Here is a 21,868-nt window from a genome sequence, read left to right on the forward strand (position 1 = left end):
CGTGATCTCGTGCTCGCGTTCGGCGGCCGCTCGAACATCAAGAGCCTCGATGCGTGCATCACGCGGCTGCGGATCTCGGTGAACGATCCATCGCTCGTCGACGATGCGCGGCTGAAGGCGCTCGGTGCCGCCGGCGTCGTGCGTGTGGGCAATGGCGTGCAGGCGATCTTCGGGCCGCTATCGGAAAACATGAAGACCGACATGCAGGAATACCTGAAGAAGGCGGGCAGCGATGCCGACCTGCCGGCCGCCGCCGTGACAGCCGCTTCGACGGACGCCGCGACTGCACCGGCTGCCGTCGCCGCGCGGGACACGGCGCAGCACGAAGCGCGGGCCGAGAAGATTCGCGCGGCGCTTGGCGGCGCGGCCAACATCGTGAAGCTCGAACCGCTCGCAGCCACGCGTTTGCGTGTCGCGCTAGGCGATGCGTCGCGGCTCGACGGCGCCGCGTTGAAGGCAGCCGGCGTGCCCGCGACGCAAGCGCTTTCCAACGGCGAAGTCGATCTGATCGTCGGGCTGGAAGCGGAAAATCTCGCGGGCGCGATGCGGTGAATGACAGGCGCTTGTCGCTCGATGGGGGTTTCCCGATCGCGTGACAAACGCCGCGCGTATGAAGCGAGGCCACGTCGCTCGACGTGACCATCGACGACGGACACGCTGCGCCTCTCGGAACGAGTGCGCGGTGCGTGCCGCTTACTCCTTGCCGCTTACTTCTTGCCGCTTACTTCGCCGGTCACCCACTGCTTCGTCGCGTGATAACCGCGTCTGGACGTATCCGCGATGGCGTGACCGGCCGATTTCGCGCCGTCGCCGATCGCGTGAGCGGCATCCCGCGCCGCGTGGCCCGTCTGCCGCCCCGCCGATTTGACGTCTTCCTTGAACTGATGCGCGCCGGATTCGAGGCTCGCGTGCGCGAGCGGGCTGAGCGCGATCAGCAAGGCCGGGACGATGAGCAAAGTGTTCTTTTTCATGTCGCCGATTTTCGCACATCGCGCGAACGCGCGATTGCCGCAGGCGGCACGGCGCTTGCGTCGCTCGTGCACCGAATCTTTGCCGCCCGGAGCGCACCATGCATATCGTCTGCCACATGATGTCGTCGATCGACGGCCGCAGCCTCACCGATAACTGGAATCTCGATTTCGCGTCGCCGATCTACGAAGACACCGCCGCGCGCTTCAAGGCCGACGCGTGGGTATGCGGGCGCGTCACGATGCAGGAAATCTCGCATGGCAAGGACCGCGACTATCCTCGCGGACTCGCGAAAGGCCCCGTTCCGCGCACCGATCATTTCGCCAGACGCGATGCGAGCCAGTACGCGATTTCCATCGATCCGAAGGGACGCGTCGCGTGGAAGAGCGATACGGCGCTCGAATCGCACATCGTCGAAGTGCTCGCCGAAAGCGTCGAGGACGATTACCTCGCGTATCTGCAATCGATCGGCGCGTCGTATGTGTTCGGCGGCAAGGACGACATCGAACTGAAGCGCGTCGTCGACACGCTCGCGCGCGAGTTGAAGATCGGCAAGCTGATCGTCGAAGGCGGCGGCCATGTCTCGGGCGCGTTCGTGAATGCACAGCTTGCCGATGAAGTGAGCGTGCTCCTGATCCCGCTCGTCGATGGACGCGAAGCGCATACGTCATCGTTCGAAGTCGCGATGGACAAGTGGCAAAAGCCCACATATCTCAAGCTCGAATCGATCGAAAAACTGGAACACGACGTCGTCTGGCTGCGCTATACGCGCAAGTCGTGAAGCCTCGGGATTTACCCGCGCAGCCCGCCGCAAGCCGCTAAAAATGCGGCTTGCATTGTTATAATCCTCTCATCGAACGACCAAAACCTAACACACCTCGCGCGACACGCCGCCACCAAGAGCGTGCCCCGTCGCGCCATCCCGATGGCCAAGAACGACCGCTTGCGCGCCCTTTCCGGTGCGCTCGAAAAACAGAACGTCATGCGTCTGCGCGATGCAGCCGCGTTGCTCGGCGTATCGGAGATGACAGTGCGCCGCGATATCGCCGCGCATCCCGGCCAGTTCACTTATCTCGGCGGCTACATCGTCAGCGCGGCCGATGTCCCGAACGCGGGTTACACCATCGAGGAAGAAAAGGATCATTTCGCGCAGGCCAAGGCGATCGCATCGAGTCATGCGGCGCGTTTGCTCGTCGATAACGAGACCATCTTCATCGATTGCGGCACGACCCTGACGACGCTCGCGCGGCAGATTCCCACGGAGATGCATCTGACGGTCGTGTGCTATTCGCTCAACGTAGCGGAGATTTTGCGGCGCAAGCCGAATGTGCGCATGATCCTGCTCGGCGGCGTGTATGTGCCGTCGTCGGAATCATTTGCCAGCGACGAGAGCGTCGAAACGTTGCGGCGCATGGGCATCAACAAGGCGTTCATGTCCGCGGGCGGCGTCGATGAAGCGCGTGGCGTCACGTGCTGGAATTTTCATGAAGTCGCCATCAAGCAGGCCGCCATGGCGAGCGCGGTGGAACGGCATCTCGTCGTCGATGCAAGCAAGTTCGGCAAGGTGAAGGCGGTGCGGTTCTCGCACATTTCGGAGTTCGATTCGGTGATCACCGAAGAAGGACCGGCGCTCCATAAACGCACCTGATTTGTTCCGGTAAAAAACAGAAAGGCTCGTTCAGGATTTGAACGAGCCTTTTTTGTTCCGCTTTTTGCAGCGCTTACTGACGGCGCCCCAACGCGAACAACGTTCCCGCGACGAGGATGAACGCGCCGATGATCACCTTCTGCCAGGTGCTCGGCACGCCAACGAGAATCAGCACGCTATTGATGAGCGTCACCAGCACGACACCCAGCAGCGTGCCCACCACCGTTCCCGTGCCACCCGTGATGCGCGCGCCGCCGAGAATCACGGCCGCGATCACGTCGAGTTCGGTGCCGACGAGATCGAACGGATTCGCAAGCCGGTTGGTCGACACATGCAGAATGCCCGCCACGCCCGCCAGCAAGCCCGTATAGCCGAACACGAACAGATGTATTGCGCGCAGGTTGTAGCCGAGCCGTTCGGCGATGGCGAGCGAGCCGCCCATCGCATAGACGCCGCGGCCCATCATCGTGCGATTGAGCAGCCACCACGTGACCACTGCCGCGATCACGAGCGCGAGCACGGAGACCGGCAATACGGCGCGCAAGCCATCCGGCGTGTGATAGAAGAAGAGCGGCAAGCGCCCGAACGTGTCCATGCTATGCGGAATGTTCATGAAGAACTGCGTGCCGACGAACGTCAGCAACAAGCCGCGATACAGATACTGCGTGCCGATGGTGACGATCAGCGAAGGCGCCTTCAGTCGATGCACGAGCATCCCGTTGATCACACCGAGCACGACGCCGCCGATCGCGCCCGCAAGCAGGATCAGCGCGAACGGGCACTCGGGCCACCATGCGAACACGGCTTTGGTGATCGAGTACATCGTCAAAGCGGCGATGGCCGTGAACGACACATCGATGCCGCCGGACGCCAGCACGACCAGCGTGCCGAGCGCGAAGAGCGAGACCGTCGTCGCGGAATGCAGCATGTCGAACAGCGTGGCGAACTGGAAAAAGCGCGGGTTGAGGCTGCCCACGACCAGACACGTCACTACGATCAGCCCGACCGTGAACCACTCGGGATTGCGCATCAGCTGCGCGTACAGATTGCCCTTGCGCACACGCGGCGCGACTTCGGCCACGTGCTGCGGCATCGTCTCGCTTCCCGTGCGGCGGATGGATTCGCTCATGCTCATGCTGCCTCTGAAAGTAGCGCGTGATAAAGATCGGCTTCGTTCAACCGGTCCGCGCGATATTCGTTTGCGACGCGGCCCTTCTTCATCATCAGAATGCGGTCGCTGTTCTGCAGCAGCTCGGGCAGGTCGTCGCTGATCAGGATGATGCCGATGCCTTCCTTCGACAGCCGCTGCATGATGCGATAAATGATGTCCTTCGATCCGACGTCGACGCCGACCGTCGGGCCATGCAGAATCAGCACGCGCGGATCGATCGCGAGCCAGCGGCCGATCAGCACACGCTGCTGGTTGCCGCCCGAAAGCGATTGCACGGGCTTGTCGACATCGGGTGTCGCGATCTGCAAGTCTTTCACGGTGCGCTCCGCGAGCTCTTGCGCACGCTTGCGGTCGATCTGTCCGAAGCGATCGCGCAGGCTCGCGATCATCGCGGTGACGACATTGTCGCGAATCGGCTTGTCGAGAAAGAGGCCTTCGTTCAGGCGGTCTTCTGGCACATAGCCGATGCGCTGCGCTTTCGCATCCGCGGGCGAATGCAGGCGCACGCGCATGCCGTCGAGCGTCACCGTCCCCATGTCGGCGGGCGCGACACCCGCAAGTGCACGCGCGAGTTCGTTGCGGCCCGAATCGAGCAGACCGGTCACGCCGAGAATTTCGCCCTTGTGCAGCTTGAACGAGACATCGGCGAACTGGCCCTTGCGGCCGAGGCCTTGTACATCGAGCACGACTTGCGTTGCGCCTGCTTCACCTTGCGCGCGATAGCGTTCCGTCGACAGATGCTTGCCCGTCATGAGCTCGCTGATCTGCGCCTTCGTGTAGTTTTCGATCGGGCCCTGCGCCATTTTCTGGCCGTCGCGCAGCACGATCACTTCGCCGCCGATCGCGTAGCACTCGTCGAGCTTGTGGCTCACGAACAGCACGGCGACGCCGTCCGCGCGCAAACGTGCGAGCACGGCGATGAGGTTGTCGACTTCCTTCTGTGTGAGCGATGTCGTCGGCTCGTCCATGATGACGAATTTCGCCTCGCTCGCAATGGCGCGCGCGATAGCGACGAGCTGACGCGTCGCGAGCGGCAACTGCTCGATGAGCGTCTTCTGGAAGTTCGCGTCGCCCGGCAGGCCGACTGCTTCGAGCGCGCGCGCGGCAGTTTGCGCAAGCGCACGACGATCGAAGGTGCGGGCGAGCCGGCCCGCATGTTCCGCGAGTTCGGACGTCAGCGCGACATTCTCCGCGACGCTCATGTTCGGCAGCAGCGACAAGTCCTGATAGACCGTCTCGATGCCCGCCGAAAGCGATTCGAGCGGCGAGAGCTTGCTGTGGCGCACGCCTTCGATCACGAGCTCGCCTTCATCGGGCGGCTGCGCGCCGGAAATGATCTTGATGAGCGTGCTCTTGCCGCAGCCGTTCTCGCCCAGCAAGTGATAGATCTGGCCGCGCTCGAACGCGAGGCTCACGCCGCGCAGCGCGTAGACGCCGGTGAAGCGCTTGTGGATATCGACGACTTCGAGGAGCGGTGTCGTTGTGGTCATGTCTGTCTTGGGCATGCGGCGCGCTCTTCAAGAAAGCGCGCCGCGCACGTCACATCAGAAGTTGTATTGCTTGTAGTTCGTCTTGTCGACATCGACCCAGCCGGTGCCTCGCACGATCACGCCCTTGCCCGGGCCTTTCGTCACGGTGACCTTGTTGTAGCCGGTGATGCCGAGGTCCGCGCCGTTTTGCACTTCCTTGCCGTCCACGAGCATCTGCGCAACCTTGTTCATCGCGAGACCGGCGAGCTTCGGATCCCAGAACGCGATGCCGTTGATCGCGCCGCTTTCGAGGAACTTGGCCGCTTCCGTCGGCAGGCCCGTGCCGTACACGCAGATCTTGCCGACCTTGCCCGCTTCCTCGACCGCGCGGCCGATGCCGATCACATCCAGCGACGACGAGCCCTGAAAGCCCGTCAGATCCGGGTGCTTGCGCAGCACTTCCTTCGCGACCTGATACGCGCGTTCGCCGTCATTGTTGGTTTCGAGTTTCGGCTCGACGAGATCCATCTTCGGATACTTGGCCTTCGCGTTGCCGATGCCGCCATCTGCCCATTGCACTTGCGAGCGCGAGCCGAGCGAGCCGACCAGCACCGCCCATTTGCCCTGCTGACCCATGCACTTCGACAGGCGCTCGTTCAGGCCCGCGCCGTATGCGGTGTTGTCGAAGGCTTCGATATCGACCATCGTGTTCTTGGCATTGTCCGCTTCATGCGTGACCACCTTGATGCCGCGGTCCATCGCCTTCTTGAGCGCGGGCTCGAGCGTCGGCGGATCGTAGGGCACGACGGCAATGGCCGTGACCTTCTTCGCGATCAGATCTTCGATGATCTTCAGTTGCTGCGCGGCGTCGGCGCGGCCCGGTCCCGTCTGATACGCGTTGATGTTCGGGTTCGCCTTGCCGAACTCCTTCACGCCCTCGTCCATGCGATTGAACCAGTTGATGCCGGTCACCTTCACGACCGTCACGATGGTTTCGTTCGTCGCGGCCTGCGCGGCCGCAATCGCGCCCGCTGCAAGTGCGATCGCCGTGAGCGCGGTGCCGAGTCTGCTGAGCTTCATTGCCTTGTCTCCGTTATGTACCGATTGGTCTCTTTGATGAATCACACGCAACACTAACGTCCCGTCGATGCGGGCGGCGGTGGAACATTGCTTTTGGGCGCGGCCCCGCCGATACCGAAGATCGCGCGCACGCGTTCGCCGCCCGCGAATGCGAGCGATGCGAGCAGCAGAAAGCCCCACGCGCAATCGCCGAAAAACTGCGATACGCCGAGCAGGTTGAAGAGGCTCGACAGAAACTGCAGGACGGTCGCGGCGAGAAACACGCAGACGATGCGTCCATAGCCGCCCGCCGGATTCACGCCGCCCATCACCGCGATCAGGATCGCAATCAGCAGATACGAGTTGCCGTAATCCCACTTGGCACTCGATGTATGCGTCGCGCTGATGAGGCCCGCGAGCGACGCGAGCACGCCGCACATGCCGTAGGTGAGAATCAGCATGCGCGCGCGCGGAATGCCCGCATAGAACGCGGCTTTCGGATTCGTGCCCATCAGATAGAGACGCAGGCCGAAAGGCGTGCGCTTCAGCACCCAGCCGAGCACCAGCACGGCGGCGACGAAGATCCACAATGAAATCGGCACTTGCAGGAAGGTGCCGTTGCCGATGTTCGACAGCGGATCGACATATTCCACGCGCACCGATGCGCCGTTGCTCAACACGACGGCGATGCCGGTGAACAGCAATTGCGTGCCGAGCGTGCAGAGAATCGGCGTGAGCTTCAGCTTCGCGATCACGACGCCGTTCAGCAAGCCGCCGATCGCGCCCATCGCCACGACGATGCAGATGAACACCGCCGTATAGAGCGCGGGCGAATCGTCAGCGGAGAGCATATGCGGCAGAACCATCGCCGCGACCATGCCGGAGAGATTCGCAAGCCCGACGCCTGAGAGATCGATACCGCCGTTGCCCGACACCATCGACAGCATGATGCCGAGCGCGAGCAGGCCGAGTTCGGGCAACTGGCCGCCCATCGACTGAAGATTGTCGATATCGAGGAACTGGCCGTGTGACAGCCACGTAGCGACGATGACGACGAGCACGTTCACGCCGATGAGGAAGTTGAACTGGCGATCAGCGAGCCACTTCGACGCTTTCATTGCGTGACGCTCCCTTGTTCGAGCAGCGCGTTGATCTCATCGAGACGCGGCATCGACGGCGCGGTGCCGGGGCGCGTCACGGAGATGCTCGCGAGCGCGCAGCCGAAACGCACCGCATCGACCGCGCTTTCGCCTCGTGCGAGCGCGGCTGCGAAGCCGCCCGTGAAACCATCGCCCGCGCCGGCCGTTTCGACGACGCGGCCGCAATCGAACGCCGGCACGAGCGTCGATTCATCCGACGTATGCAGTAGCGCGCCTGCTTCGCCGAGCGTGACGATCACCGCGCGTGCGCCCTTCTTCAGCAACACGTCGGCGGCGCGGCGCGCGTCATCGATATTGGCGATAGGCACGCCCGTCAGCGCCGTCGCTTCCGTTTCGTTCGGCGTGATGTAGTCGCACAGCGGATAGATGTCGTCGGCGAGCGGCAACGCGGGCGCCGGATTGAAGACGGTCGTCACGCCATGCTTGCGCGCGAGTTCCAGACCGCGGCGCGCAGCCGGAATCGGCTGTTCGAGTTGCGTGACGAAGACGCCCGCGCGCGCGATATCGTCCTCGATGGCATCGACGTCTTCGGGAGCGAGCGTGCCCGCCGCACCCGCCGCGACGATGATCGCGTTGCCGCCCGTGTTTTCATCGACGTAAATATGCGCCGCGCCTGTCGCAACATCGTTCATCACGGTTGCGCGCGAGGTGATGCCTTCGGCCGCCCAGGTCGCTTGTGCGATCTCGCCGAACGCATCCGCACCGATGCGCGTGCAGAAGATCACGTCCGCGCCCGCGCGTGCGGCGGCCACGGCCTGATTCGAGCCCTTGCCGCCCGGTCCCATCTTGAACGCGGAGCCCGCAACCGTTTCGCCGAGCAGCGGCATGCGTTCCGCGCGAAACGCGAGGTCCGTCACATAGATGCCGAGAATGACGACGCTTTTCATCGCGTGCCTCCTTCCGGCGCATCCGGTGCATCAGGTGCGAGCTGCACGCCCTTCTTGAAGATGAAGCAGCCGTAGCCGCGCGCTTCGCCCGTCGCGATCACGCAGTAGGCCTGCTTCGCGCGCTCGTAGAACGCGAAGCGCTCGATCGGCGCGAACGGCGTTTCACGGCCTTCCGCGTCGTCCACTTCGCGTTGCGCCTCGCGCTGCACGGCGGGCAAGGTAGTTGCATCGCCAACTATTTCCATGCGGCCCGCGGGATCGTCGACGAACGTATCGAGCGGCAGCACCGACAACACCGCGCGCACTGCACGCGGCGCGCTCGCGCCGTCGATGCGCAGCAGTTTGCCCAGCACCGTTTGCCGCGCGACGGAGTCGGCGGGAAAGTGAGCGTCGCAGATCACCACTTCGTCGCCGTGGCCCATCGCGGCGAGCGCGTAGAGGATATCGGCGTTCAAGAGCGGATCGATGTTCTTCAGCACAGCGTCTCCTCCATGCGTGGGCGTGTCTCGTCTCGAGATCTGCGCCCGTCAATGCTTCATTCAGTCTCCGTACGGCACCCAGATGTTCTTGACCTGCACGGCCTGGCGAAGGAACGGCAGTCCTTCGCTTGCGGCATCGTGCCAGTCGAACACGCGGCCCTGATCGACGAACGTGCGCTTCAGGTTGCCGGTCGATTCACGCTCGGCCATCGCCGAAAGCGACGCGCCGTGGAAGCACCAGAGCGCATCGACATCGTCGTGTTGCGCGAGCGTTTGCGCAAGAGAACGCGCATCGCCGGTGACGATGTTCAGCGCGCCGCCCGGCACGTCCGACGTCTCGACGACCTGATAGAAGTCCGTCGCCATCAACGGGCACGTCTCGCTCGGCACTACGACCACGCGGTTGCCCAGCGCAAGCGCGGGCGCAACGAGCGACACGAAACCGAGCAGCGGTGCTTCGTCCGGACACACGATGCCGATCACACCGAGCGGTTCGTGCATCGCGAGCGCGACGCCATGCAGCGGCGGCGCATGCACCGCGCCGTCGTACTTGTCGGCCCACGCGGCGTAGGTGAAGAAGCGCGCGATGGACGCTTCCACTTCACGCTTCGCATCGCGCTCGCTCGAACCCGCGCGCGCGACGAGCTGCTTCGCGAACTCATCGGCGCGCGCGCTCAGATTTTCCGCGAGGTAGTACAGCACCTGTGCGCGGTTGTGCGCGCTCGCCGACGACCACTTGGTCATGCCGCGCGCGGCGGCCACTGCATTGCGAATGTCCTTGCGGCTGCCCTCGCCCACTTCGCCGACGATCTCGCCCGCGGGCGAATGCACGAGCCGCGAATAACCGCTGTCGGGCCGCGCCTGCTTGCCGCCGATGAAGAGCTTCGCGGTGCGATCGAGCGCGCTGACGTTGCCGGCATCGACGAGCGAATCGGGTTGCGCCTGCAATGGCTTCGTTTCGCCGCGCACCGGGAGTCTGGCCCAGGCGCGCGGCTTCAGGTATTCGTAGATGCCCTCGCGTCCGCCTTCGCGACCGAACCCCGACTCGCGATAGCCGCCGAAGCCGACAGCCGCATCGAAGAGATTGGTCGCATTGATCCACACCACGCCGCATTGCAGGCGCGGCGCGACATCGAGCGCGCGGCTGATGTTCTCGCTCCACACGCTCGCGGCGAGACCGTAGCGCGTGTTGTTCGCGAGCGCGACGGCTTCTTCCGGCGTGCGGAAGCTCATCGTCACGAGCACCGGCCCGAAGATTTCTTCCTGCGCGAGCGTCGATGCGGGCGCGACGTTGGTAACGAGCGTCGGCGGAAAGAACGCGCCCCCCTCGGGGAACGTGGCACGCGCGGACTGATAGATTTCGCAGCCCTCGCTCTCGCCCTTGTCGACGAGCGCGCGAATGCGTTCGAGCTGCACGTCATCGACGACCGCGCTCATGTCGACGCCCTTGTCGAGCGAAGTCCCGACACGCAGGGTGTCCATGCGGCGCTTGAGCTTCTCGATGAAACGCGCTTCGATGCCTTCCTGCACGAGCAGGCGCGAGCCCGCGCAGCACACTTGTCCCTGATTGAACCAGATCGCATCGACGACACCTTCGACGGCGCTGTCGAGATCGGCATCGTCGAATACGATGAAGGGCGACTTGCCGCCGAGTTCGAGCGTCAGCGATTTGCCCGAACCGGCTGTCGTTGCGCGAATCTGGCGGCCCACTTCGGTCGAGCCCGTAAACGCGATCTTCGCGACACGATCATGCTCGACGAGCGCCGCGCCCGTGCGTCCATCGCCGGTGACGACGTTGAGCACGCCTTTGGGCAAGCCCGCGCGATGCGCCAGCTCCGCGAACAACAGCGCCGTCAGCGACGTGAATTCGGCGGGTTTCAGAACGACCGTGTTGCCGAGCGCGAGCGCCGGCGCAATCTTCCACGCGAGCATCAGGAGCGGAAAATTCCATGGCACGATCTGCCCGATCACCCCGAGCGGCGCCCAGTCTGCAAACTCCTTGTCCTGCAACTGCGCCCATCCCGCGTGATGCAGAAAGTGCCTTGCCACAAGAGGTATATCGATATCGCGCGATTCGCGAATGGGCTTGCCGTTGTCGAGCGATTCGAGCACGGCGAAAAGACGGCTATGCCGCTGCACCATGCGCGAGAGCGCATACAGATGCCGCGCGCGCCCCGCTCCGCCGATCGCCTGCCAGCCTTCGAGGGCGGCATGCGCGGCTTCTACGGCGGCATCGACGTCGGTCTGAGTGCCTTGCGCGATAGACGCGAGCGCGCGGCCCGTGGCCGGTTCGCGCGAATCGAATCGGTCGGCGTCGGCGCTGTCGCGCCATGCGCCGTTGATGAAGTGACCGAAGCGCCCGGCATGCTGATCGAGCCATGCGCGCGCGGCGCGATCGTCTTCCGGTGCGGGTCCGTATTCCATCGAGGAGAAGTATTCGGCAACGCTCATGAGGCTATGTATTGAAGTCCGTGAATCAGGCGACGGGATGACGGTTGAACGCCGAATAGCGTCCGCTCACATGATGTTCGAGCTGGCGTTCGATATCCGCGAGCAGGCTCGATGCGCCGATGCGGAACATGTCCGCTTCGAGCCATTCGCGCCCGAGCTCTTCCTTCATGAGGATCTGATATTCGAGCACCGATTTCGCGGTGGACACGCCGCCCGCGGGCTTGAAGCCGATCGCGACGCCGGTGCGGGCAAGGTATTCGCGAATCATGCGCAGCATCACGAGCGACACATCGAGCGTCGCGTTGACGCTTTCCTTGCCCGTCGATGTCTTGATGAAGTCGGCGCCGGCCATCATGCAGATCATCGACGCCTTCGCGACGTTCGACAGCGTGCGGATATCGCCGGTCGCGAGAATCGCCTTCACGTGCGCATCGCCGCATGCCGCGCGGAAATCGCGCATCTCGTCGTAAAGCGCCTGCCAGTTGCCCGTGAGCACATGCTCGCGCGTGACGACGATGTCGATCTCCGAGGCGCCGTCTCGCACCGAGGCCTCGATCTCGCGCAGCTTGAGCTCGTGCGGATTGAGTCCGGCGGGAAAGCCCGTCGACACGGCTGCAACAGGAATGCCGCTGCCTTCGAGCGCTTTCACCGCTGTTTTAACGTAGCGGTGATAGACACACACGGCGCCTGTCGTGATCGAACCGGGCGCCATGCCGAGCGCGTCGAGCAGATCGTCGCGCAACGGACGGCGCGCTTTCGCGCACAGTCGTTCGACGCGACCGTGCGTATCGTCGCCGCTGAGTGTCGTGAGGTCGATGCAGGTAATCGCCTTGAGCAGCCACGCGGCCTGCGCATCTTTCTTCACCGCGCGGCGCGTGCCGAGCGTCGATGCGCGGCGTGCCACCGCCGACTGATTTACGCGCAACCCGTCGAGCCACGACAAATCGAACGGCACGCCGGGATTGCGCGCGCTGGCGTGAACCTGAGCCTTTCCGGGCCATGCGACGATGGACTTCGATGCAGTTTCCAGCATGAGATCGGTATGCCGGCGTCTTGTGCGACGCACAACAGTTTTTGATAGATTGATCTCAGTTTATAACATCGTTGTTAGGATCGTAACATAGGGAAAGTTCGGAGGCGCTTTGTTGAATGTTGTGGAACACAAACATTGAAACTGCCGCAATAAGTCGGGAACGAGATGTACCGGCCAACAAAAAAATCGAAACGCCAGATGCCATGGAGACGTGGAACAACCACGGCGTGGCAAACAATGGAGCAGCGAAGAGCTTCGCCATAGCCATACCGAGGAAGTACGAGGTTGCGCTCTTCTCCGTCACGTCAAGTGAACCGTAGAGAGACGAGCGGTCAATCTGTTGCCCACGCTGCCGTAGATTCGCGTACACGGCGTGCGTGCGCCACGCTCGAAATGTTATTGATCGAGTATTCGATCTCCATGTCGCCACTGCTCGTCAAGCGGCAGGAGCCCTACGCGCTGTCGCTCGTGCAGCGTCTTGCGTCCGTGCTTTGCGGACTCCGCTGACTCTCGCATTACCTCTTCGTACTTCAATCCGGTGCATCGCCGCGCGCGGCGGTGCATTCGTCCAGCCCTGCTCCCCTCTTTCAGTGCATGTCAGAAGGACGCAGTCCCGTACGTCGGGGTGCCTCACGCTGGCACGCTTCATGCCTAATGAATTTCATTCAAGTCACTTGAATGAGATTCTGGTTGTCTTCACAATAGCTCACATGCAAGGGGAGTGTCATGAACAAACGTCTTCGCCATTTGCTGACCGCGCTGACGGGCGCGCTCGCGCTCAACGCCGCCGCGCCGTCGTTTGCGCACGCGGACGATCTGCTCGCCCGCATCAAATCGAACAAGGAAATCACGATTGCGACCGAAGCGCGTTACGCGCCCTTCGAATACGTCGATAACGGCAAGATCGTCGGCTATGACGCCGATCTGATGGCCTACGTCCTCAAGTCTCTGCCCGATGTGAAAGTCAAGCAACTCGACCTGCCCTTTCAGGGTCTGCTGCCCGGTCTCGATGCAAAGCGCTTCGATGTCGTCGTGACAGCGGTGACCGTCAACAAGGACCGCGCGGATCATTTTGCCTTCACCGTGCCCGTTGCCGATGCGACCACCGGCGTACTCACCCGCTCGGCCGATGCGTCCATCAAAACTCCCAACGATCTTAACGGCAAGGTGGTCGGCTCGCAGACCGGCTCCGCGCAGTTGCAGGCGTTGATGGCGCTCGACAAGAAGCTGAAGGAAGCGGGCGGTCCAGGCCTCAAGCAGGTCAAGCAATACGTCGCGTTCGACGAAGCCTATGCGGACCTCGCCGTCGGCCGGCTCGATGCGGTCGCGCAATCCGTCGCCAATCTCGGGCCGTTGATAAAGTCGCGTCCGGGCGTGTTCGCGGTGCTGCCGCAGACAATCGGTCCGAAAAGCTACTTCGCATGGGTCGCGCGCAAGGATGCCGACAGCGCCGCCCTGCTCAAGCTTTTCAGCGATGGCATCGCGAAAGCGAACAGCGACGGGACCATGAAGAAGCTTCAGGAGAAATGGTTCGGCTCGACGATGGACGTTCCGGCCACGCTCCCCGCGCCTTCCATCTGACCTTGCCATGAACGGTCCCGATCTGCTCACGCGCTGCATCGGCTACTTGCCGCAGTTGCTCGACGGCGCGCTGACAACGCTCGTGCTGTCGTCGGTCGCCGTGTGCTGCGGCTTCTTCGTCGGCGTATTCGTCTACACGATGTCGGTCAGCGACAGCCGCCTGATGCGCGCAACGGCGCGCGTGTACGTCAGCGTGCTGCGCGGTACGCCAGTGCTCGCGCAACTGCTGGTGTTCTATTACGTGCCGTCCGCGCTCGGGCTGGAATTGCCGGGGCTCGCGGCAGCGGTGATCGGGCTGTCGCTCAACACCGGCGCGTATCAATCGCAGATTCTGGGCGCAGGTTTCCGCTCTATTGCGCCCGGACAGATCGAGGCGGCAACGACCTTCAATCTCACGCGGCGTCAGACCTTGTGGCATATCGAAGTGCCGCAGGTCGTGCGTGCGACGCTGCCGGCGCTGGTGTCCGAGATGATCGATATCGTCAAGGCGTCGGCGGTGGTGTCGGTCATTTCCGTGACGGATCTGATGCGCGTGGGACAGCAACTTTCGTCATCGACGTACCGGCCACTCGAGGTGTACGCAATGGCGGCGGTGTTTTATCTGGCGATCACGTCGCTGCTCGCGGGCGCGGGTCATGTGTACTCGCTGCGTGTAGCTCGGCGTCCGTGAGGCATCGGCATGCACAACTTCATCGCACTCATTCCGCGCTTCATCGAAGCAATGGGCATCACGCTCGAAGTGAGCGTGCTTGCGGCGCTCATCGGCATCGTCGCGGGCTTCGCGCTCAACGCGATGCGTCTCGCGCTCGGCCGTCCGTTCGCGCTCGCTTATGGCGCGTTCGTGTGGCTGGTGCGCGGCACGCCTTATCTGTCTCAACTCGTGATCGTCTATTTCGGGCTGCCAGTCATCGGCATTACCTTGTCGGCCGTGCAAGCCACGATTCTTTCGCTCGCGTTCTACTCGAGCGCTTACTTTGCAGAACTGTTTCGCGCTGCCTGGGCGTGCGTTCCGCGCGGCCAGCTCGAAGCCGCAGCCGCATTCGGCGTGAGCCGGCGCGACGCCTTTCGCTCCATCGAGTTGCCGCAGGCGCTCGCGTTCGCCGCGCCGCTGATCGCGAACCAGACCATTCTCGTCATTAAGGAGAGCGCGGTCGCGTCGATCATCACCGTGCCCGAATTGACGATGACGGCAAGCGATATCGTCGCATCGAGCTACACGTATATCGGTCCGTATGCGCTGCTGATCGCATGTTACTGGCTGCTCACGCAAGCCGTGTCGCTGATCGCGCAGGCGGCCACTTCCCGCATTTCGTTTCTGAAGAAGACATCATGAGCGACCTTCCCATTCTCAAGCTGCAAGCCGTCGGCAAGTCGTACGGGGAGAACCGCGTGCTCAAAGGCATCGACCTCGATGTCATGCGCGGCGAGATTGTCACGCTGATCGGGCCGTCCGGTTCGGGCAAGACCACTGCGCTGCGCTGCATGAACTTTCTCGAGGCCTACGACGAAGGCGAAGTGTGGATCAAAGGCCAGTTGCTGGGCTATCGATCGAAAGGACGCACGGCGAAGGACCGTGACAGCGAAGCCAGCATTGCCGACGTGCGCCGTCCCATTGCGATGGTCTTTCAGCAATTCAACCTCTGGCCGCACATGAGCGCGCTGGACAACGTCGCGACGCCGCTCGTGCTCGCCAAGAAGATGAGCAGGCGTGACGCGCGCGAGAGGGCGCAGGCCGCCCTCTCGCGCGTGGGCCTCGAACACAAGGCCGATGCCTATCCCGCGCGACTGAGCGGCGGACAGCAACAGCGCGTGGGCATCGCGCGGGCGCTGGCCATCGAACCCGAAGTGATCCTGCTCGATGAGCCTACGTCCGCACTCGATCCCGAACTCGTCGAGGAAGTGCTCAACGTGATCCGTTCGCTCGCGCAGGATGGCATGACGATGGTGATGGTCACGCACGAGATGAGCTTCGCCGCCAAGATCTCCGACAAGGTTGTGTTCATGGAGGCGGGAAAAATCGTTGAAGCCGGACCGCCCGCGCAACTGTTCGGCAATACGCGCACGCCGCGTTTGCAGCAATTCCTCAAACCGTGGCTCGAACGCAGCCTTGCGATTGCAGGCGAAGGAGCGACGTCGTGATCGCAAGACAAATAGCGGACGCCGTGAACCAAGACCGTCTCCTCGAATCGATCGATACGCTCGCCACTTTCGGTGCACGCGACGACGGCGGCGTGGACCGGCCCGCGCTCGGCGAACGCGATATCGAAGCGCGGCGCTTTCTGATCGAGCGTGCGCGCGCCCTCGGATGCGGCGTGCACGTCGACGCCTGCGCGAATCTGTTCTTCCGGCGCGAAGGCGATGCAGCACTTGCGCCGGTGATGACCGGCAGCCACATCGACACGCAGCCGACCGGCGGCAAGCTCGACGGCTGTTACGGCGTGCTCGCGGGCTTCGAAGTGCTCGCCGCAATGAACGATGCGAACGTGCGCACGCGCCGCCCGCTCGAAGTCGCGATCTGGACCAACGAGGAAGGCACGCGCTTCTCTCCGGGCGCGATGGGATCGAGCGCGTTCGTTGAGCCGTCGCGTATGGCGCGTTATGCGGACGTGCGGGATTCCGAAGGCATGACCTTGAGCGCGGCGCTGGACCATCACCGAAGCGCGTTTCCCGGATTGCCCCAACGCGCCCAGCATGAAGTCGCACATGCTTTTGTCGAACTTCACATCGAACAGGGCCCGCAACTCGAAGACGCCGATGTGCCGCTTGCCGTCGTCAGCGGCATTCAGGGCGTGCGCTGGTACGCGCTTCACGTGCAAGGCAGCGCAGCCCATGCAGGCACCACGCCGATGCCGCTGCGCCGCGACGCGATGACGCTCGCCATTGCGCTGCGTCAGGAGCTCGATGCCATCGCGCACGAACTCGGCCGCGCCGATACGCGCGTCACTTTCGGCCGCTGGAGCATCGAGCCGAACTCGATCAACACGATCCCGTCGGCGGTGAGCTTCACCATCGACTTCCGTCATCCGGAAGCGAGCGTGCTGGCCGCGTTCGACGAGCACGCGCACGCCATCGTGCAACGTCATGGCGCGCGCATCGAAGCATTGTTCACGCATGCGCCCGTCGCTTTCGATGCGTCTGTATTGTCGTGCATCGACGGAGCGTGCCGCGCACTCGATGCCCGCGCGCTGCATCTGACCTCGGGCGCGTTCCACGACGCGATGTATCTCGCGACGCATTGCCCGAGCGGGATGATCTTTGTGCCGAGCATCGACGGCATCAGCCACAACCCCGCCGAAGCAACGGACGCCGGACATCTCGCGCTCGGCGCACGCGTGCTCGCCCATTGCCTCACCACACTCTGCAACGACTAAAGGAGCCCATATGAACGCCCCCGCAACCACCCTCGCAAGCGCCGAAGACAACGGCCAGGAAAACGGCGTGAACGCCACGCTGAACGAACCGATTTCGCCGGACGGGACGCCTGAAATCGGCAGGACGTACACGGTGCCCGCGCGTTGCGGCCGCGCGGTGCGCGTGAAGGCGGGCCAGACCATCCGCATCGCGAATCCGCACGGCACTCAAGTGTGCGATACGTGGATCTTCAACGCGCAACATCTGAACGAATTCCTGTCGTTCGAACATACGCGCGCGTTCATCGACAAGATCATTCCGCAGCCGGGCGATCCGCTCGTGACCAACCAGCGACGCCCGATCGCAGAACTGGTCGCAGATACTTCGCCCGGCGTGCACGATACGCTGATCGCCGCGTGCGATCTGTATCGCTATCGCAATCTCGGTGTCGAGCATTATCACGACAACTGCGCGGACAATTTGCGGCTTGCGCTGAAGGCTATCGGTCTGCGCACGAAAGAAGTGCCCCAGCCGTTCAATCTGTGGATGAACATTCCAGTCAAGCCGGACTATTCGATCGACTGGCTGCCGCCCGTGTCGAAGTCCGGCGATTACGTGGATATCAAGGCCGCGATGGACTGCGTCGTGGTCATGTCGGCGTGCCCGCAGGATATCATTCCGATCAACGCGCTCAACCCGCTCGAAGTCGAGTTCACGGTGCTCCCGTAAGCGCGCCCTTCTCCTTTCGATGGTGTTCATTCGTGGCCAGCAAACGACCTTCCTCACCTGCAGCGCGTACTTCTCCTAAAGCCGACGCCGCGCCGGCCTCCGCCGCCGATGGCCTCGGCACGCGTCTGCGTCATGCGCGCATGGTGCGGCAGATGACGCTCAAGGTGCTCGCGGGAGCGGCGGGTTGCTCGGAAAGTCTTCTGTCGAAGGTCGAAGGCGGCCACGCGACGCCATCGCTCGCCACGCTGCACAAGCTCGCCATTGCGCTCGACACCAACATCGCGGCGCTGCTGTCCGCGCCGGCCCTCACGGCTTCGCCCGTTCAGCGCGCGAGCGAGCGGCCCTCGGTGCGCTTTCCGGGCACGCGAGCCGCTCCGGCGGCCGACAAACGCAGACGTGCCGAGGGCTCCATCCTGCTCGAACGACTCGTCGTGCCGAGTCCGGGCCAGTTGCTTCAGGGCGATATCCACGTTCTCGAACCGCTCGCGCGCAGCGACGAGCAGATTCATCACGTCGGCGAAGAGTTGGGTTATGTGCTCGAAGGCGAACTGGAACTCACGCTCGGCGATCAGAGCTATTCGCTCAAGGCGGGCGATTCGTTCTATTTTCCGAGCACCGAGCCGCACAGCTATCGAAATCCGGGCGATACGGTCGCGCGCATTCTGTGGGTCAACACGCCACCCACGTTCTGATCACTGAACTCCTATCATGGCCAGCACCGATCTTTCGCAGATGCAGTTGCCGCGCTTCGCGGGCATTCCCACTTTCATGCGCGTGCCGTTCGAGCGCGATCTCGCGGCGCTCGATATCGCGCTGGCGGGCGTGCCCTTCGATGGCGGCGTCACCGCGCGTCCGGGCGCGCGCTTTGGCCCGCGGGAAATCCGCAATATGTCGACGATGATGCGCGCCATCCATCACGTCACGCGCTTCAATCCGTTCGAAGCGTGCCGCGTGGCCGATATCGGCGATGTGCCCTTCGAGCATCTGTACGATCTCGAAGCCGCGCACGCCGATATCCGCCGCTTTTTCGAACCCGTGTTCCGTGCTGGAAAAATGGCGCTGATCGCGGGCGGCGATCACTCGATTACCTATCCGGTCTTCCAGGCCATCGCGCCGAAGCAACCGCTCGCGCTCGTGCATATCGATGCGCACACCGACACCTGGGACGCGTTCAAAGGCTCAAAGTTTACGCACGGCGCACCGTTCAGACGTGCGGTCGAAGCGGGTTTGCTCGATCCCACGCGTACTATTCAGATCGGCATACGCGGCGCGCAGAATACCGACGAAGGCTGGCGTTATTCTCTGGAGCACGGCATGCGCGTGGTGTTCATCGAAGAGTTCGAGGAACGCGGGCCGGCGGCGATTGTAGAAGAAGCGCGACGGGTGGTGGGCGATGCGCCCGTCTATCTTTCGCTCGATGTCGATGGTCTCGATCCCGTCTTCACACCCGGCACCGGCACGCCGGAAATTGGTGGGCTGACGACGCGCGAAACGCTCGCGCTTTTGCGTGGGCTCGACGGGCTGAACTGGGTCGGCGGTGATGTGGTGGAAGTGTCGCCGCCGTATGATCCGAGCGGCAACACCGCGCTTGTCGCCGCAACCATGATGTACGAGATGCTGTGTCTGTTCGCGGCACGTCAGGCGCGATCGAGCCGACGCTAGCACAGCTTCTGCTCGGAAGTTTAGAGAGCGGGTCGGACCGTTGGCGGCGTAGGTTCTGTACATTGGCTCATCAACAATGCCGTGCTCCTGTATCGAATCGAGTGAGCGGCTGGACCCCACGGGTAGCGTCGGTCTACCGGACTTCGTTTTGCTTTGCATGTCCCGGCGCCGCTTTTTCGGTACGAGTAACTCACGTAACGATTCCCACGTAATCGTGAACAGTTCAGCACGCGCTCGTCGAACGCAATTTTGGCTCGATCAATCTCTTTCGGCATCTTGACAGCCTGTAGCCTCGCCAGGCGGACAAGGATAGAGTTTAGGCTCCGTCGCATTCTCCACATTTCAGCAAGGCGCGTCAGGACATGGTTTCAAAGATCATTTGGGTCCTATTGCCGCTTTCGATGTATGCACTGTATGTCACCGTGTCGACGTGGCGCGGACGGACACCGTCGCGTCAGGCGCTCAATGTGCAAACCAGCCTGCTGTTGATCGCCTACCTGTTGACGACGGCAAGTCTCGGTGTGTTCTGGGTGGCCAATCAGCAGTTGCCGGTGTTCGACTGGCACTACCTGTTTGGCTACTGCACGCTGCTGCTTGTCTCCGTGCACCTGGTTTTCAATCTGCCGGCCGTGTTCCGCTGGCTGCGGCTCGCACCGTCCCAGCCAGCGCAGCAGTCCACCCGCGGTGGCAGGCACGGCCCGGTCGCGGTCGGCAAGGCGCTGACCGTCCTCGCCGCTCTCGGCATGGCGTTCTTCCTCGGCACGCGTCACGGCGCCAGCGAAGTCGCCGTCCGCTGGACCAACGCCTCCGAAGCCGGATCTGGACCAGTCGACGCCGTGGCCCGTTATCACGAATTCTCGTCCGAGTCGCGCAGCCGCGTGTTCCAGCGCGCGCCGGGGGTCGAATGGGGTGCACCGCCGCCCGCTTTCAAGCGCTACCCCGACGTGCCGCACATCGCCCTCGCGCGCGACAGGACCCACGAGCGCGGCCTGAGCGACGCGCTGCGCGCGCCCTCGTCGCGCGAACGGAGCCTGAGCGTTGCCGAGTTGGGCGAGATGCTATACCTCTCGGCCGGCATCACGGCGCGGCGCGGCGGCCTGGCGTTGCGCGCCTCTCCATCTTCCGGCGCGCTGTTTCCCAGCGAGCTCTATGTCCTGGCACACAAGGTCGAGGGCTTGCCGGCCGGGCTTTATCACTACGACCCGGAGCACGATCGGCTCGACGCGCTGGGCGCGGCTCCGCTCGCACTCGGCGCGCCTCAGGCAGACGGCGCCGACGCGGTCGTGGTGCTGACTGCGGTGTTCCGCCGCACCGGCTACAAGTACCGTGACCGGGCCTACCGCTATGCGGTTGCGGACGCTGGCCACTTGCTCGAGAATCTGCGGCTCGCGGGGCATCAGGCAGGAATGCGCGCGACGCTCGTCGCGCGCTTTGACGAGATGCTGGCCGCCAAAACCATCGGTGTTGATGGCCTCGAGGAAGGCGTGCTCGCCGTCATGGATCTGCGGCCCGCACCCAGCGCCGTGGACTCCACCGGCGAAGCTTTGCGCGCGCGCTTCGCAGCGCCGCCGGTTCCCTCCGGCCTGACAATCGGGGTGACGGGCATGGTGCACCGGGCCACGTCGCTGCAGCTATTGCCCGACGAGGCGGGCGCCGGGCATATCGCGCTACCGGCGCCTGAGCCCGCCGCCGCAGGCGTGACCGACACGATAGTCCAGCGGCGGAGCCAGCGGCGCTTCCTCGACGATGCGGTGCCGCTCGCGACGATGTCATCGATGCTGGCCGACATGGCGCTGCCGCCCCAGCTATCGGGCGCCATCCGTATCAATCTGGTCGTCAATCGTGTCGAAGGGCTTCGGCCGGGCGTGTATCGCTACCTGCCTCAGCACGCGCTGGTACGGGTGCGCGACAACGATTCCGCCGCTGCGGCTCAGGCGGCCGCATTGTCGCAGGACGTGATCGGCAACGCCGCCGTCGTGCTGGTGCTTTCCGCCGATCGCGCGCACATGCTGGCGGAAGGTGCGCGTGGTTATCGCCATGCCTTTATCGAGGCGGGGATGCTGGGCGAGCGCTGGCTGCTAGGCGCGGTCGCGCGCGGCTTGGCCGCCTGCCCGGTGGGCGGGTTTTACGACGACGAAGCGGCGGCCCTGATCGATGTCGATGGGCAAAGGGAATGGGTGTTGCACTTCGCGGCGCTCGGCGTGTCGACGGGAACGTAG

Annotated in this window: 21 protein-coding genes; 12 read left to right on the forward strand and 9 right to left on the reverse strand. The window is 63.5% G+C overall.

Annotated features, from left to right (window positions below; all coding sequences use genetic code 11):
- The coding region (locus NCT32_RS22460) for a glucose PTS transporter subunit EIIB (RefSeq protein ID WP_250490550.1) at positions 1–552 on the forward strand (552 nt) is incomplete at its 5' end.
- Positions 553–707: 155 nt separating this feature from the next.
- Here NCT32_RS22460 and NCT32_RS22465 read toward each other — a convergent pair.
- A complete protein-coding gene (locus NCT32_RS22465) occupies positions 708–971 on the reverse strand; it encodes a hypothetical protein (protein WP_061117259.1) in 264 nt (87 codons plus the stop codon).
- Between the two features lie 98 nt (positions 972–1,069).
- Between NCT32_RS22465 and NCT32_RS22470 the strand changes: the two genes are divergently transcribed.
- Positions 1,070–1,750: a dihydrofolate reductase family protein gene (locus NCT32_RS22470; RefSeq protein ID WP_061116997.1), complete on the forward strand. Its 681-nt coding sequence runs from the start codon at positions 1,070–1,072 to the stop codon at positions 1,748–1,750.
- Between the two features lie 144 nt (positions 1,751–1,894).
- Complete coding sequence (locus NCT32_RS22475) at positions 1,895–2,617, forward strand: DeoR/GlpR family DNA-binding transcription regulator (RefSeq protein ID WP_061116998.1); 723 nt, start codon at positions 1,895–1,897, stop codon at positions 2,615–2,617.
- A gap of 73 nt (positions 2,618–2,690) precedes the next feature.
- On the opposite strand, the gene NCT32_RS22480 is transcribed toward NCT32_RS22475, so the two are convergent.
- From NCT32_RS22480 to deoC, 8 genes are read right to left on the reverse strand one after another with little or no spacing between them, the layout of a single operon-like run.
- Positions 2,691–3,752 carry an ABC transporter permease gene (locus NCT32_RS22480; protein WP_061116999.1) on the reverse strand — a complete coding sequence of 354 codons (1,062 nt, stop codon included), beginning with the start codon at positions 3,750–3,752 and terminating at the stop codon, positions 2,691–2,693.
- Positions 3,749–5,278, reverse strand: a complete 1,530-nt coding sequence (locus NCT32_RS22485; RefSeq protein WP_086960831.1) for a sugar ABC transporter ATP-binding protein — start codon at positions 5,276–5,278, stop codon at positions 3,749–3,751. The genes NCT32_RS22480 and NCT32_RS22485 overlap by 4 nt, the downstream gene beginning before the upstream one ends.
- 54 nt (positions 5,279–5,332) lie before the next feature.
- Positions 5,333–6,337, reverse strand: a complete 1,005-nt coding sequence (locus NCT32_RS22490) for a substrate-binding domain-containing protein (protein ID WP_061117001.1) — start codon at positions 6,335–6,337, stop codon at positions 5,333–5,335.
- 53 nt (positions 6,338–6,390) lie between these two features.
- Positions 6,391–7,434: an ABC transporter permease gene (locus NCT32_RS22495; RefSeq protein WP_061117002.1), complete on the reverse strand. Its 1,044-nt coding sequence runs from the start codon at positions 7,432–7,434 to the stop codon at positions 6,391–6,393.
- Positions 7,431–8,363, reverse strand: a complete 933-nt coding sequence (gene rbsK, locus NCT32_RS22500) for a ribokinase (protein WP_061117003.1) — start codon at positions 8,361–8,363, stop codon at positions 7,431–7,433. The genes NCT32_RS22495 and rbsK overlap by 4 nt, the downstream gene beginning before the upstream one ends.
- On the reverse strand, positions 8,360–8,842 hold the full coding sequence (locus NCT32_RS22505; RefSeq protein ID WP_061117004.1) for an RbsD/FucU family protein: 483 nt from the start codon (positions 8,840–8,842) through the stop codon (positions 8,360–8,362). The genes rbsK and NCT32_RS22505 overlap by 4 nt, the downstream gene beginning before the upstream one ends.
- A gap of 60 nt (positions 8,843–8,902) precedes the next feature.
- Positions 8,903–11,293 (reverse strand): aldehyde dehydrogenase family protein, encoded by a 2,391-nt coding sequence (locus tag NCT32_RS22510; RefSeq protein WP_061117005.1) that lies wholly within the window; start codon positions 11,291–11,293, stop codon positions 8,903–8,905.
- 25 nt (positions 11,294–11,318) lie between these two features.
- Positions 11,319–12,326 carry a deoxyribose-phosphate aldolase gene (deoC, locus tag NCT32_RS22515; RefSeq protein ID WP_250490551.1) on the reverse strand — a complete coding sequence of 336 codons (1,008 nt, stop codon included), beginning with the start codon at positions 12,324–12,326 and terminating at the stop codon, positions 11,319–11,321.
- Between the two features lie 726 nt (positions 12,327–13,052).
- Between deoC and NCT32_RS22520 the strand changes: the two genes are divergently transcribed.
- The 9 genes from NCT32_RS22520 to NCT32_RS22560 all read left to right on the forward strand — a co-directional run bounded on the left by NCT32_RS22520 (position 13,053) and on the right by NCT32_RS22560 (position 21,868).
- Positions 13,053–13,907: a transporter substrate-binding domain-containing protein gene (locus tag NCT32_RS22520; RefSeq protein ID WP_061117007.1), complete on the forward strand. Its 855-nt coding sequence runs from the start codon at positions 13,053–13,055 to the stop codon at positions 13,905–13,907.
- A 7-nt stretch (positions 13,908–13,914) separates the two neighbouring features.
- On the forward strand, positions 13,915–14,577 hold the full coding sequence (locus NCT32_RS22525) for an amino acid ABC transporter permease (protein WP_061117008.1): 663 nt from the start codon (positions 13,915–13,917) through the stop codon (positions 14,575–14,577).
- A 9-nt stretch (positions 14,578–14,586) separates the two neighbouring features.
- The gene (locus tag NCT32_RS22530) at positions 14,587–15,240 is read left to right on the forward strand and encodes an amino acid ABC transporter permease (protein WP_061117009.1); all 654 of its coding nucleotides are present in this window, start codon (positions 14,587–14,589) and stop codon (positions 15,238–15,240) included.
- A complete protein-coding gene (locus NCT32_RS22535) occupies positions 15,237–16,046 on the forward strand; it encodes an amino acid ABC transporter ATP-binding protein (protein WP_284508540.1) in 810 nt (269 codons plus the stop codon). The genes NCT32_RS22530 and NCT32_RS22535 overlap by 4 nt, the downstream gene beginning before the upstream one ends.
- A complete protein-coding gene (locus NCT32_RS22540) occupies positions 16,043–17,278 on the forward strand; it encodes a M20 family metallo-hydrolase (protein ID WP_061117011.1) in 1,236 nt (411 codons plus the stop codon). Before NCT32_RS22535 ends, NCT32_RS22540 begins: the two co-directional genes overlap by 4 nt.
- Positions 17,279–17,288: 10 nt before the next feature.
- On the forward strand, positions 17,289–17,987 hold the full coding sequence (locus NCT32_RS22545; protein ID WP_061117012.1) for a DUF1989 domain-containing protein: 699 nt from the start codon (positions 17,289–17,291) through the stop codon (positions 17,985–17,987).
- Between the two features lie 140 nt (positions 17,988–18,127).
- Entirely contained in the window at positions 18,128–18,679 is a 552-nt protein-coding gene (locus NCT32_RS22550; protein WP_061117013.1) for a cupin domain-containing protein, read from the forward strand.
- 16 nt (positions 18,680–18,695) lie between these two features.
- Positions 18,696–19,649 carry an agmatinase gene (gene speB, locus NCT32_RS22555; RefSeq protein ID WP_250490552.1) on the forward strand — a complete coding sequence of 318 codons (954 nt, stop codon included), beginning with the start codon at positions 18,696–18,698 and terminating at the stop codon, positions 19,647–19,649.
- 362 nt (positions 19,650–20,011) lie between these two features.
- Entirely contained in the window at positions 20,012–21,868 is a 1,857-nt protein-coding gene (locus NCT32_RS22560) for a SagB/ThcOx family dehydrogenase (protein ID WP_250478516.1), read from the forward strand.

The organism is Caballeronia sp. INML2, assembly GCF_023631365.1.
Lineage (GTDB): Bacteria > Pseudomonadota > Gammaproteobacteria > Burkholderiales > Burkholderiaceae > Caballeronia > Caballeronia turbans.